11 protein-coding genes are annotated in these 12,757 nt (G+C 73.1%); 3 read left to right on the top strand and 8 right to left on the bottom strand.

Translation table 11 applies throughout. From position 1 onward, the window contains the following. Window positions 1-391 precede the first annotated feature (391 nt). Window positions 392-2,194: a glycoside hydrolase family 15 protein gene (locus OG322_RS30440; RefSeq protein WP_123469813.1), complete on the top strand. Its 1,803-nt coding sequence runs from the start codon at window positions 392-394 to the stop codon at window positions 2,192-2,194. 91 nt (window positions 2,195-2,285) lie between these two features. Here the strand turns inward: OG322_RS30440 and OG322_RS30435 are convergent, their stop codons facing one another. Beyond that, complete coding sequence (locus tag OG322_RS30435; protein ID WP_241200505.1) at window positions 2,286-3,137, bottom strand: sulfurtransferase; 852 nt, start codon at window positions 3,135-3,137, stop codon at window positions 2,286-2,288. A gap of 292 nt (window positions 3,138-3,429) precedes the next feature. Between OG322_RS30435 and OG322_RS30430 the strand changes: the two genes are divergently transcribed. Further along, window positions 3,430-5,055, top strand: coding sequence for a PucR family transcriptional regulator (locus tag OG322_RS30430; RefSeq protein WP_123468972.1), 1,626 nt, complete (start codon window positions 3,430-3,432; stop codon window positions 5,053-5,055). 20 nt (window positions 5,056-5,075) lie between these two features. Here the strand turns inward: OG322_RS30430 and OG322_RS30425 are convergent, their stop codons facing one another. The 5 genes from OG322_RS30425 to OG322_RS30405 form a co-directional block, all read right to left on the bottom strand. Beyond that, the gene (locus OG322_RS30425) at window positions 5,076-6,173 is read right to left on the bottom strand and encodes a glycosyltransferase family 4 protein (protein WP_123468974.1); all 1,098 of its coding nucleotides are present in this window, start codon (window positions 6,171-6,173) and stop codon (window positions 5,076-5,078) included. A gap of 244 nt (window positions 6,174-6,417) precedes the next feature. Continuing rightward, window positions 6,418-8,163 carry a DNA repair protein RecN gene (recN, locus tag OG322_RS30420; RefSeq protein ID WP_185095662.1) on the bottom strand — a complete coding sequence of 582 codons (1,746 nt, stop codon included), beginning with the start codon at window positions 8,161-8,163 and terminating at the stop codon, window positions 6,418-6,420. 96 nt (window positions 8,164-8,259) lie between these two features. Next, complete coding sequence (locus tag OG322_RS30415) at window positions 8,260-9,165, bottom strand: NAD kinase (RefSeq protein ID WP_123468978.1); 906 nt, start codon at window positions 9,163-9,165, stop codon at window positions 8,260-8,262. Further along, window positions 9,162-9,977, bottom strand: coding sequence for a TlyA family RNA methyltransferase (locus OG322_RS30410; RefSeq protein ID WP_123468980.1), 816 nt, complete (start codon window positions 9,975-9,977; stop codon window positions 9,162-9,164). Before OG322_RS30410 ends, OG322_RS30415 begins: the two co-directional genes overlap by 4 nt. 7 nt (window positions 9,978-9,984) lie before the next feature. Then, window positions 9,985-10,350 carry a hypothetical protein gene (locus OG322_RS30405; RefSeq protein WP_260147411.1) on the bottom strand — a complete coding sequence of 122 codons (366 nt, stop codon included), beginning with the start codon at window positions 10,348-10,350 and terminating at the stop codon, window positions 9,985-9,987. 43 nt (window positions 10,351-10,393) lie between these two features. Between OG322_RS30405 and OG322_RS30400 the strand changes: the two genes are divergently transcribed. Continuing rightward, a complete protein-coding gene (locus tag OG322_RS30400) occupies window positions 10,394-10,741 on the top strand; it encodes an SCP2 sterol-binding domain-containing protein (protein ID WP_123469819.1) in 348 nt (115 codons plus the stop codon). Window positions 10,742-10,834: 93 nt separating this feature from the next. Here the strand turns inward: OG322_RS30400 and OG322_RS30395 are convergent, their stop codons facing one another. Together OG322_RS30395 and OG322_RS30390 are read right to left on the bottom strand one after the other, a co-directional pair. Continuing rightward, window positions 10,835-11,665 (bottom strand): ABC transporter ATP-binding protein, encoded by an 831-nt coding sequence (locus OG322_RS30395; protein WP_123469821.1) that lies wholly within the window; start codon window positions 11,663-11,665, stop codon window positions 10,835-10,837. A gap of 98 nt (window positions 11,666-11,763) precedes the next feature. Continuing rightward, entirely contained in the window at window positions 11,764-12,753 is a 990-nt protein-coding gene (locus tag OG322_RS30390) for a FecCD family ABC transporter permease (RefSeq protein WP_260147506.1), read from the bottom strand. Window positions 12,754-12,757 lie beyond the last annotated feature (4 nt).

The raw sequence follows: 12,757 nt of genomic DNA, 5'->3' as shown, positions 1-12,757 counted from the left end.
GTGGTCGCGATCGTGAGGTGCGTACCGGCGTTGCCGTCCGGAGATTTCCGGAGGCGCCGTCGCTGCGGTTCGGGGGCCTCGTCTGCTGTCGCTAGACGACCACCGGTCCACGGGCTACCAGGGTAACAGCGACGAGGGGAGCCTGCTTCCGGCCACACCCGACACAGTCACCACACACCATCACCGCATGTCTCTCACGTCGCACCCGTTCGGCTCATCTCTCTTGTCAAGACCGTCGCGCGGATCACCCGGGTGCGTCGTATCCTGCTCGGACACTCGCTCCGGGCGAGGTATGAGCTCGCAGGTTCCCCCACATCAACCCCTAGCAACGACCTCTTGACCCGCAGTAAGCGCCCTACGGGGCGACATGGCCGTTCGACTGGAGATGCACGTGGCCGGGCGCATCGAGGATTACGCACTCATCGGAGACATGCAGACCGCAGCCCTGGTCTGCCGGGACGGCACAGCCGACTGGCTGTGCCTGCCCCGCTTCGATTCACACGCCGTCTTCGCGGGACTTCTGGGCACCGAGGAGCATGGCTTCTGGCGCCTCGGACCGGCCCGCGCCGAGGGAGCACAACCGCCGTCCGCGGACCGCCGCCGATACCGCGGCGACTCACTGATCCTGGAATCGGAGTGGGACACGCCGCGCGGCACGGTCAGGGTGACCGATTTCATGCCGCCGCGTGACGGCGCACCCCAGCTGATCCGGATCGTGGAGGGTGTCAGCGGCCGGGTGCCGATGCGCTCGGAGCTGCGGATGCGGTTCAGCTACGGACGGGTCACTCCGTGGGTGCACAAGGTGGACGGCCGCACGGTCGCCGTCGCGGGACCCGACTCGGTCTGGCTGGACACCACGGCCGAGACCTTCGGCGAGAACCTGACGACGTACTCGGACTTCACCGTCGCCCCGGGTGACCGGATCGAGTTCACCATCAGCTGGCAGCCCTCGCACCACGAACCGCCCGCGCTCCCGGACCCGGAGGGCTCACTGGAGGCGACCGCGGACTTCTGGCGCGAGTGGGTCGAGCAGTGCACGTACCACGGGCCCTACCGCGAGGCCGTGGTCCGCTCGCTGATCACCCTGAAGGCCCTGACGTACGCACCGACCGGCGGCATCGTCGCCGCGCCCACCACCTCCCTGCCCGAGGACATCGGCGGCTCCCGCAACTGGGACTACCGCTACACCTGGCTGCGTGACGCCGCGATCACCCTCTCCTCGCTGCTGCGCACCGGCTACCGCGAGGAGGCCCGTGCCTGGCGCGAGTGGCTGCTGCGGGCGGTCGCGGGCGACCCCGAGAACCTGCAGATCATGTACGGGATCGCGGGCGAGCGGGAGCTGGGCGAGGCCGAGCTGGACTGGCTGCCGGGTTACGAGAACTCGGGCCCGGTCCGGGTCGGCAACGGCGCCGCGGGCCAGCTCCAGCTGGACGTGTACGGCGAGGTCACCGAGGCACTGCACCTCGCGCACATGACGGGGCTGACCCGTAACGACTACGCCACCGGCCTCCAGCTCAAGCTGATCGAGTACCTGGAGAAGCACTGGGAGGAGCCGGACGAGGGCATCTGGGAGGTGCGCGGGCCGCGCCGGCACTTCGTGCACTCCAAGGTGATGGCCTGGGTGGCGGTCGACCGGACGATCAAGCTGATAGAGGCCGGGGACGCGGAGGGGCCGCTGGAGAAGTGGCGCGGGCTGCGCGACGACATCCACCGCGACGTCTGCGAACGCGGTTACGACAAGGAGCGCAACACCTTCACCCAGTCCTACGGGTCGAGGGAACTGGACGCCTCCCTCCTGCTGATCCCCCAGATGGGTTTCCTGCCGCCCGACGACAAGCGGGTCATCGGCACGATCGAGGCGATCCAGCGGGAGCTGTCCACCGAGGACGGCTTCGTGCTCCGCTACCCCACCACGGGCGACAGCGCCGGTGTGGACGGCCTGGAGGGCGACGAGGGCGCGTTCCTGGCGTGCTCGTTCTGGCTGGCGGACGACCTGGCGATGATCGGCCGGGTCGACGAGGCCCGCCAGCTCTTCGAACGGCTGCTGTCCCTGCGCAACGACCTGGGCCTGCTGGCCGAGGAGTGGGACTCGCGGCTGCAGCGCCAGGTGGGGAACTTCCCGCAGGCGTTCAGCCATGTGCCGCTGATCGACACGGCACTGCGGCTGACGGCGAGCGGGGCGTACGTGGGCTGACGGCGACGCTGCGGTGTGCCGGAGGGCTCACCGCAGCGGGTCCGGGGCGCCGGTGAGGTGCGCACCGGACCGGCCCGGCCGGTCCCGGCTGTCAGGCGCTCCACGGTCCCGTCACGACGGGGCGCCGTTCCGAGGGCAGTCCCCACTCGCTCCAGGAGCCGTCGTACACGGCCGGCTCTCGGTATCCGGCCAGCTCCGCCCCCAGCGCCAGGACGCAGGCGGTGACACCCGATCCGCAGCTGAAGTACAGCCGCCTCCGGTCGCCCGCCAGGGCGGCGAACTCGGCGCGCAGTTCGGCCGCCGGGCGCATCCGGCCCGCGCGCTGGACCTCGCCGAACGGCAGGTTGACCGCCCCCGGCATATGGCCGCCGCGCAGCCCCGCACGCGGTTCGGGGGCCGTACCGAGAAAGCGTTCCCGGGACCTGGCGTCGAACACGGCGGCCGCCGGGTCGGCCAGCGCCTGCGCCACCTCGTCGACGCCGACGACCAGCCCCGCACGCGGCGCGGCCGTGAAGTCACCCCGCTCCGCGGCGGCCGCGGGCGCACCGCTCTCCAGCGGCAGGCCGGCCCCGGCCCAGCCGGGCAGACCGCCGTCGAGCACGGCCACCCGGTCGAAGCCCATCGCCCGGAACATCCACCAGGCACGGGGGCTGGAGTAGATGCCCGCCCCGTCGTAGACGACGACGGTGTCAGCGGTGCGCAGGCCCAGCGAGCGCAGCTCCTCGGTGAACCGGGCCGGGTCCGGCATCGCATGGGGCAGCGGGACCGAGTGGTCGCAGAGCGCACCGTCGATGTCGAACGGCCGCGCCCCCGGAATCCGCTGCCCGGCGCCCCGGTGCGCGCCGACCGAGGCGTCGAACACCAGCAGTCCGGGCGTGCCCAGCCGCTCGGCGAGCCAGTCGGTGCCGACGAGCGGGCCGGGCAGCCGGACGGGCCCGGCCACGGGCGTCTCCCGGCCGGCGGCTCCGGCATCGTGCTGATCCGGCCGGTCCGCGCGGGGCCGTACGTCGTCGTCCACTGTTCCCCCAGTCCCCGGGATGCGGGCCCGAGTGCCCGCACCGCACAGGATTTTCAAGATCGCAGCGGCTCCGGCCACTGTCAACAGCGGCCCGTCCGCTCAGCACGGCGGCGGGGGGCCGCGCCGCCCCGACGCCGCCGACAGCGCCCGGGGCCGGTACCTTCCTGATCAGGGCGTCCGCCCGATCCGACCCGACCGAAGCGCGAGGCCAGAGCCAGTGGAGACCCAAGGCGGCATCACCGTTCAGCGGGCCCTCGAACTGCCGGGGCTGCGCAGCGGACTCCCGGAAGTGGTGTCCGGCGCCGACCGGCTCAGCCGTACGGTGCGCTGGGTGCACGCGGGCGAGGTCCCCAACATCGCCTCGCTGCTCAAGGGCGGCGAGCTGCTCCTCACCACCGGTCTGGGGCTCGGCGCCCGCCCCGCCGAGCAGCGTGCGTTCGTCCGCAGGCTCGCCGACCGCGGCATCGCCGCCCTGGTGGTGGAGCTCGGTCCGCGTTTCAGCAGGCTGCCCGCCTCGATAGTGGACGCCGCGCGCACCGCCGGGCTGCCGCTGGTCCAGCTGCACCGCGAGGTGCCGTTCGTGACGGTGACCGAGGAGATCCACACCGAGATCGTCAACGGTCACTACGCACTACTCCAGCAGGCCGAGGAGGTCCACCGGCGCTGTACTCAGGCGCTGCTCGGCGGCGGCGGGGTACCCCAGGTGCTGGGCATCCTGGCGGACTTCACGGCCAATCCGGTGTTCCTGGAGACGGCCGACGGACAGCTGCTGTACGCGGCGGGCCCCGAGTCCGGGCCGGTCTCCGCCGATCCGCTCCAGGTCTGGGACGGGATGCGCGGCGGCCGGGCGGCCCGTGAGTCGCCGCCCGTCGGCGCGGTGCTGGCGGATGTGCCGGGCGGCGGTCCGGGGACCGGTTCGGTACGGGCCCGGCTGGTCCTGCTGGCCGTGGACGGGCCGCTGGTGACGGTGCACCGGATGGCGGCGGAGCGCGCGGCGGGCCTGCTCGCCGTGGTGCTGATGCAGGCCCGCCAGGAGGAGGAGCTCGCGGCGCGCGGCCGCGGTGACTTCCTGACGGATCTGGCGGAGGGCCGGATCGCCCCCGAGGACGCTCCGGCACAGGCCCGGGTGCTGGGCTTCAAGCCGGGCGAGATGCCCCTGCTGCCCGTGGTGATGCGACTGGCCCCCGAACTGTCCCCGTCCGGCAACTGGGCGCTGCTGGCGCGCGCGGTCCTGGAGGAGCTGTCCTCGGTGGGTGTGCCGGTGCTGCTCGGGGTGCGGCCGGTGGAGGGCCGGGTGCCGCTGCTGCTGGCGCTGCGGACCGAGACGGAGCGTACGGCGGTGGCCGACCGGGTCGCCGCGGCGCTGCGGGCAGGGGTGGAGCGGGCCGGTCTGGAACGGGCGGGCTCCCATCCCCCGGTCGTCGTGGTCGGGGTGGCGGGCAGCTGGGCGACGGCCGGTGCGGGGCTCCGGCACGCGTCGGAGACGGCCACCGCGGCGCAGGGGCTCAGCGACCGGCCCTGGTACGACGCCCGGCGCCTCGACATCGATCTGCTGCTCTGGCGGCTGCGGGACCATCCGGATCTGGCGGCGTTCGTCGAGCGGGCGATCGGTCCGCTGCGCGATCACGACCGCACCTCGCGTCCGCCGCTGCTGCCCACACTGGAGACCTATCTCGCGCATGCGGGCCGCAAGGCGGAGACGGCGCGCGAGCTGCACCTGAACCGTCAGACGCTGTACAACCGGCTCGCCCGTATCGGTGAACTTCTCGGCACCGATCTGGACGACCCACAGGCGGTGCTGGCCCTGAGCCTGGCCCTGCGCGCCCGCCGCCACGCGTCGTAGCGGCCGGGCCCGCCCCCGACTCAGCGGTTCCGGGCCACCGCCAACGGCTGCACCAACTCGTCGTACACACTGAGCACCTGGGCGATCGTGTCATCCTCGGTCGGCCAACTCGCCGCCTGAACAAGGCCCGCGGCGGCCAGCCGGTCCCGTTCCACCGGATCACCGAGCAGCCGGGCCACCGCGCGGGCGAGCGCCTCCGCGTTCCCGTACGGCACGAGTTCCGCGGCCCCGCCCACGAGTTCGGGCACCCCGCCGACCGCGGTGGCGACCAGCGGCACGCCGATCCGCAGCGCGTCCTGGGCCAGCGGCGGGCGGGCCTCCCAGCGACTGGGCAGCACGACCAGGTCGGCGGCGGCCAGCAGCTCGGTGACATCGGCCCGGCTGCCGATCAGCGCGACGGGCAGGTCCTCGGCCTTGATCCGGCGCCGCAGAGCCGCCCGTTCGCGCCCCTCCCCCGCGATGACCAGCAGGGGGACGGTGTCGAGCCGTCGCCAGGCGCGCGCCGCGTCGAGCAGGATGCCGAACCCGTGCTGCGGCACCAGGCTGCCGACCGCCACGATCAACGGCCTTTCCACCGCTCCGAGTTCGGCCCGTACCTTGCCGTCGCGCAGTACGGCGGAAACCCGCGGTGCCGCAGTGGCGACGGGCGCGAGCCGGGCGTCACGCGCCCCGCGCCGCCGGGCCCGGTCGACCAGCTCCGACGAGGCGGCGAGCACAACGGCCGCCGCGCGGGCGGCCCTTCGCTCCAGCAGATGCAGCAGCCGGCGGCGCGCGCCCTCGGCGTGGGACCGGGTGTGCCAGGTGACGACCAGCGGGACGCGGCGTCCGCCGAGCGCCAGGGCGGCCCGTACGGCGGCGTGCGGGCCGTGCGCATGGACCACATCAGCGCCCGCGCAGGCACCGCGCAGCGCAGCCACGGCGGCGGGATCACCGCGCCTGGGTACCGGCGCGAAGTGCGCCCCCGTCGCGGAGAAATCGTAGGTGCGGTCCAGTGCGGCGGGCGCGCAGACCGTGACCTGCACGCCTCTCGCGACCAGTCCGGCGGCCAGCGAGCCGACATGAGCGCTGCTTCCCGCACTGCCTCCGCCCAGCACTTGGACCGTACGCAGCTGTGACACGTTGAATGGCTCCCGGGGCTGCCGAGTCGGCGGTATGTACACCGCCAAGGATGCCAGTCCGTACGCACGTTCCGGCACGACCGGACCGTAACTCCGGTGCGCATCGCAACAAACCGGGCGTGGCGCGCCACTCGCACGGGTGAAGATCGCGGGGCCGCGGCGGCGCCCGCCCTGCGGGACCAGCGCGCCGGAGCACTCCGCCGGGCCGGACGCCGCAGGGCAACCGGGGCTCCCGGAACCCGCCCTACCCGCCCGCCCGTGCCGTGGCCAGCAGTTCCTCCGCGTGGGCGCGGGCCGTCTCGGAGTCCTCCTGGCCCGCGAGCATCCGGGACAGCTCCCGGACCCGCTCCTCGCCCTCCAGGACGGTGACACCGCTCCTGGTCACCGAGCCGTCCACGGTCTTCTCGACCAGCAGCTGACGGTCGGCGAACGCGGCGACCTGGGGCAGGTGGGTGACGACCACGACCTGGGCGGACTTCGCGAGCTTCGCCAGCCGCCGCCCGACCTCGACGGCGGCCTTGCCGCCGACGCCCGCGTCGACCTCGTCGAAGAGGTAGGTGGGTACGGGGTCGGAGCCGGCGAAGACCACCTCGACGGCGAGCATCACCCGGGACAGCTCACCGCCCGAGGCGCCCTTGGCGATCGGGCGGGGCTGGGCGCCGGGGTGCGGGGCCAGCAGCAGTTCGACCTCGTCGGCGCCGGACGGCCCGTAGGCCACGTTGCGCCCGCCGACGTCGATGCCGGACGCCTCGTCGGGCGCCTCGGTCTGCCGGATGTCGAAGGAGACCCGGGCGTGCGGCATGGCGAGGGAGGCGAGTTCCGCGGTGACCGCTTCGGCGAAGAGTGCCGCCGCCGCCGTGCGGGCGTCGGTCAGCGCCTGTCCGAGCCCGGAGAGTTCGGCACGCAGCCCGTCCCGTTCCGCGGTCAGTTCGCCGATCCGGTCGTCGTCGCTCTCCAGCTCGGTGAGGCGCGCGGCCCCCTCCTCGGCCCAGGCCAGCACGGCGGTGATGTCGTCGCCGTACTTGCGGGTGAGTCCGGTGAGCGCGGCGCGCCGCTCCTCGACCGCGGCGAGCCGCAGCGGGTCGGAGTCCAGCTGGTCGGCGTACCCCGCGAGTTCGCCCGCGACGTCGGACAGCAGGATGGAGATCTCGCCGACCCGGTCCGCCAGCGCGGCGAGGGCCGGGTCGTGGGCCCGCACTCCTTCCAGCGCCTGCCCGGCCGCCGCAACCACTGTCGCCGCGTCGACCGCCTCCTGGTCCTCGGGGTTGCCGGCCAGCGCGGTGTGCGCGAGGGCGGCGGCGGAGGCGAGGGCGTCGGCGTGGCCGAGCCGCTGGGCCTCGGCGGCGAGCTCGGTGTCCTCACCGGGCAGCGGTTCGACCGCGGCGACCTCGTTCAGCCCGAAGCGCAGCAGGTCGGCTTCCTGGGCGCGTTCGCGGGCGCGCGTCGTCAGCTCGTCGAGTTCACCGGCGACCTCGCGCAGCCGCCGGTAGGCGGCCGCGTACGTGGCGTGCGGTACGGCGACACCGTCGCCGGCGTACCGGTCGAGGGCCTGCCGCTGCCGGGCCGGCTTGAGCAGCCCCTGCTGGTCGGTCTGGCCGTGCACGGCGACGAGTTCGTCGGCGAGTTCGGCCAGCACGCCCACCGGCACGGATCTGCCGCCCAGATGTGCGCGGGAGCGGCCCTCCGCGGAAACGGTACGGCTGATCAGCAGCGCACCGTCCTCGATCTCCGCCCCGGCCTCCTCGGCCCGCAGCGCCGCCGCGTCGCCCTCGGACACCGTGATCCGGCCCTCGACGACCGCTGCCTTCGCGCCGATCCGCACGAGGGCGGGGTCGGCGCGTCCGCCGAGCAGCAGCCCCAGGCTGGTGACGACCATGGTCTTGCCCGCGCCGGTCTCACCGGTCACCGCGGTGAAACCGGGTGACAGCTCCACCACCGCGTCGTCGATGACTCCGAGCGACCGTATCCGCATCTCCTCCAACACGGACATGACCATACGAGGTTTCGTGGCCCGCGCGCACACGGGCTGCGGCCGGGCCACCGGATCGGGTGGGTGCGGCGGACTCCCCGGGGGCCCGGTGCGGGGTCAGTGCGGCGCGCCCCGCCACCCCGACACCGGCAGCGCGAACTTGGCCACCAGCCGGTCCGTGAAGGACGCCTGGTGCAGCCGGGCCAGCCTTACGGGCACCGCGCCCCGACGCACCTCGACGCGCGCTCCGGCGGGCAGCTCGACGGTCCTGCGCCCGTCGCACCACAGCACCCCGTGCGGGGTGTGCGGCTGGACCTCGACGGCGAGCACCGACGTGGGCGAGGTCACCAGCGGCTTGGCGAACAGCGCGTGGGCACTGATGGGGACCATCAGCAGAGCCTCGACCTCGGGCCAGACGACCGGTCCGCCGGCCGAGAAGGCGTACGCGGTCGAGCCGGTGGGTGTCGCGCACACGATGCCGTCGCAGCCGAACCCGGTCACCGGCCGGCCGTCGATCTCCAGCACGACCTCCAGCATCCGCTCGGGCGACACCTTCTGCACGGCCGCCTCGTTGAGCGCCCAGTCGGTGTGGACGACGGTGCCGTTGCTGTGCACGACGACGTCGATCGTCATGCGTTCCTCAACGGTGTACGCCCGGGTGACGACCCGGTCGACGACCTTGTCCAGGTCGTCGCGCTCCGCCTCGGCGAGGAAGCCGACCCGGCCGAGGTTGACGCCGAGCATCGGCACCCCGGAGGCGCGCGAGAGCTCCGCGCCGCGCAGCAGGGTGCCGTCCCCGCCGAGCACGATCAGCAGCTCGCAGCCGTTCACCGCCTCGGGGGTGGCATCGGTGACCGTCTCGACGGACGGCGGCAGCGGCAGGTCGGCCGCCTCGGTCGCCAGCACCCGTACGCCCAGACCGTTGCGCAGCAGGCCCTGGACCACGAGTTCGGCGCTGCGGATCGCGGCCGGCCGGCCGGTGTGCGCCAGAAGAAAGACAGTTCGTGCCGTATTCGTCGTCAACGAGGCCCCTCCGCCACTGCACGGTCGACATCCGCGGGATCCAGCTCCGGTGCTCCGGCCCGCAGCCACAGAAAGTACTCGACATTTCCCGAGGGTCCGGGCAACGGGCTCGCCGTCACACCGCGGACCCCCAGGCCGAGCGCCCAGGCCCGGCGCGCCACCTCACGTACGGCTTCGGCCCGCAGCTCCGGACTGCGCACCACCCCGCCGCTGCCGAGCCGCTCCTTGCCCACCTCGAACTGCGGCTTGACCATGAGGACCAGGTCGGCGTCGGAGGCGGCGCAGCGCGCCAGCGCGGGCATGACGAGCCCCAGCGGGATGAACGACAGATCGCCCACCACCAGGTCGACCGCCTCGCCGTCGATCGCCTCCAGGGTCAGTTCCCGTACGTTGGTGCGGTCCTTGACGGTGACGCGGTCATCGGACTGGAGCGACCAGGCGAGCTGCCCGTAGCCGACGTCCACGGCGACCACATGTGCCGCTCCGGCCCGCAGCAGGACATCGGTGAATCCACCGGTGGACGCCCCGGCGTCCAGTGCCCGCCGCCCCTCCACCTTCAGTCCCAGGGGCACGAAGGCGGCGAGGGCGCCCGCCAGCTTGTGGCCGCCCCGCGACACGTACTCGGGGTCGCTGTCGTCCTTGGTGACGACGACGGCGGCACTCGTCTCGACCTGGGTGGCCGGTTTGGTCGCGGTGCTGCCGCCGACGGTCACCCGTCCTGCGGCGATCAGCTGGCTGGCATGCTCGCGTGAGCGGGCGAGCTTTCGGCGTACCAGCTCGGCGTCGAGGCGGCGACGGGCCACTCCTGCCACGTTCGGTTCAGCTCCTGTTGTTGTGCGAGTCGTTGTACGAGTTGTTGTACGCATTCTTGTACGCGGGCACGGGGGCGGGCACCGGTGCGGGTGCGGGCCTGGCGTCCAGCGCGGTCAGCGCCTCGCGCAGTCCGCGGTGTACATCCTCGTACACCTCGATGTGTCCGTCCGCCGGAAGGTGATCGGCGTCGGCCAGACGCTCCAGTTCCGCGTCCACCCCGGCGTTGCCCGTGGGGGTGCGGACGACACCGAGGGGTGCGGGGACCGCCGGGTCGTGCGGGACCGCCCGGGGCGGCTCCTGCGGCGCGTCCCGCGGGATCTCCCCGGGCGCGGTTCCGGCGGCCGTACCCGGCTCCGGCATCGAGTCGCTCATGCGGGAAACGCTACCCCGAGGGGCTGGGGTACCGTCGATCATGATGGCGACCATGGCGGAGTGCCGCAGCGCACTCGACAGACTTTCGGACAACCTCGCGGGGGCCGACGGCGACGTGCGCAGCGCGGCGTCCCTCGACCGTTCGCTGAGCTGCCACATCAAGGACCTCGACATCACGTTCACCGGCCGGCTGGCCGGGGGCCGGATCCAGGTCCTGGACACGGTCGAGGGACCGCCTCCGGAGAAGGCGGAGATACGTCTCGCGATGACCGGGGACGATCTGGTGGCCCTGGTGAACGGCGAGCTGAACTTCGCCAAGGCGTGGGGCTCGGGCCGGGTGCGCCTGGAGGCCGGCTTCCGCGACCTCCTGAAGCTCAGATCCCTCCTGTAGCTCGAGGGCCGGCCGCATCGAGCCCGTCCGGCGATCGAGGACGAAGCGTGGCCGGAGGCCACGCAACGCCCCGTCCCCTGCGCACCGTCTCCCCTACGCCCCCGCGCCGCGCCCCACGGCCACCCCACCGCTCCGGGCCCCGCGTACCCGCGCGGTCGGCACCACCAGTGGCGTCCCCGTCTCCGGATCGGAGATCACCTGGCACCGCAGCCCGAACACCCGCTCCACCAGCTCCGCGGTGACGATCTCCCCGGGCACGCCCTCCGCGACGATCTCGCCCTCCCGCATCGCGATGAGATGCGTGGCGTACCGCGCGGCGTGATTCAGATCGTGCAGGACGGCCACCAGCGTGCGCCCCTGCGTCTCGTGCAGCTCCGCGCACAGGTCGAGCACATCGATCTGGTGCTGGATGTCCAGGTACGTCGTCGGCTCGTCCAGCAGCAGCAGCGGCGTCTGCTGCGCGAGCGCCATCGCGATCCAGACCCGCTGACGCTGACCGCCGGACAATTCGTCGACATAGCGATCACCGAGTTCGCCGACACCGGTCGACGCCATCGATTCCTCGACAATGCGTTCGTCCTCGGGCGACCACTGCCGCAGCAGCCCCTGGTGCGGGTAGCGCCCCCTGGCCACCAGATCCGCCACGGTGATGCCGTCCGGCGCGATCGAGGACTGGGGAAGCAGTCCGAGCGTCCTGGCGACCTTCTTCGCGGGCATCCGGTGGATCGCCTGCCCGTCCAGCAGCACCTGGCCCCGGCTCGGCTTGAGCATCCGGGAGAGCGCCCGCAGCAATGTCGACTTGCCGCAGGCGTTGGGGCCGACGATCACGGTGAACGAGTGGTCGGGGATCTCGACCGAGAGGTTCTCCGCGATGACCCGCTGGTCGTAGCCGAGGGTCACCGAGTCCGCGGTGAGGCGCTGCATGGTCGTACTCCGTGAGTCGGTCGGGGAACTGGTGAGGGACTGAGTGGCGGGCGAGGACTTCCCGCGCCCGGTGCCGCCGATGTCGCCGACGCCGTTCTTCATATGCGACCCGCCTTGCGCTCGGACACCAGCAGCCACAGCAGATAGCAGCCGCCGAGCACGCCGGTCACCACGCCGACGGGCAGCTGCCGGTCGCCGAACGCGTCGAGCGCGACCCAGTCGGCGACCAGCAGCAGGGCGGCGCCCATGAAGGTCGCGGCCACCAGATTGGGCCCGGTCGAGCGGGTCAGCCGGCGGGCCAGTTGCGGGGCGCTCAGCGAGACGAACGCGATCGGCCCGGCGGCGGCCGTGGCGACGGCGACGAGCAGCACGGCGGAGCCCATCAGGACGAGCCGGGTGCGTTCGACCCGTACACCGAGCGCGTACGCGGCGTCGTCGCCCATCTCCATCACCCGCAGGGCCGGCCCGTGCCCGAACACCAGCGGGAGCAGCACACCGCAGACCACGAGCAGCGGCCAGACCTGTGCCCAGTCCCGCCCGTCGAGCGAGCCGGTCATCCAGACGACGGCCCGGGTGGCGTCCACGAGGTTGGCCTTGGTGATCAGGTACTGGGTCACGGCGGTCAGCACGGCGGCGGCGCCGATCCCGACCAGGACGAGCCGGAAACCGTGCACCCCGCGCTTCCACGCCAGCAGGTAGACGGCGACCCCGGTCAGCAGACCGCCGACCACAGCGCCGCCCGCGACCGCCGTCGCCCCGCCCTGGAACAGGACGATCACGGTCAGCGCACCCACCGTGGCGCCCTGGCCGAAGCCCAGCACATCGGGGCTGCCCAGCGGGTTGCGCGAGACGGTCTGGAAGACGGCGCCGCCGGCACCGAGCGCCGCGCCCACGAGGAGCCCGACCAGCACGCGCGGCAGCCGCAGGTCCGTGACGATGAACTCCTGCTGGAAGGTGCCGTGTCCGAAGAGGGTGGTGACGACCTCGCCCGGGGTCATGGAGAAGTCGCCGCTGCCGATGAGGACGACGCCTGCCGCCGCCACCAGGACGGCAAGCACCAGAATGACCAGGGACGACCGGACGTTCATCCGG

The sequence above is a fragment of the Streptomyces sp. NBC_01260 genome, from assembly GCF_036226405.1.
In the GTDB taxonomy this organism is placed as follows: Bacteria; Actinomycetota; Actinomycetes; order Streptomycetales; family Streptomycetaceae; genus Streptomyces; species Streptomyces laculatispora.
This window is presented reverse-complemented; position numbering and strand designations above follow the sequence as displayed.

Bases quoted from the DNA above. Each gene is read 5' to 3' on its own strand.
- recN (WP_185095662.1), bottom strand. From the start codon at position 8,163: ATGTCCGTGTTGGAGGAGATGCGGATACGGTCGCTCGGAGTCATCGAC.
- OG322_RS30405 (WP_260147411.1), bottom strand. From the start codon at position 10,350: ATGAGCGACTCGATGCCGGAGCCGGGTACGGCCGCCGGAACCGCGCCC.
- OG322_RS30400 (WP_123469819.1), top strand. From the start codon at position 10,394: ATGGCGACCATGGCGGAGTGCCGCAGCGCACTCGACAGACTTTCGGAC.
- OG322_RS30395 (WP_123469821.1), bottom strand. From the start codon at position 11,665: ATGCAGCGCCTCACCGCGGACTCGGTGACCCTCGGCTACGACCAGCGG.
- OG322_RS30390 (WP_260147506.1), bottom strand. From the start codon at position 12,753: ATGAACGTCCGGTCGTCCCTGGTCATTCTGGTGCTTGCCGTCCTGGTG.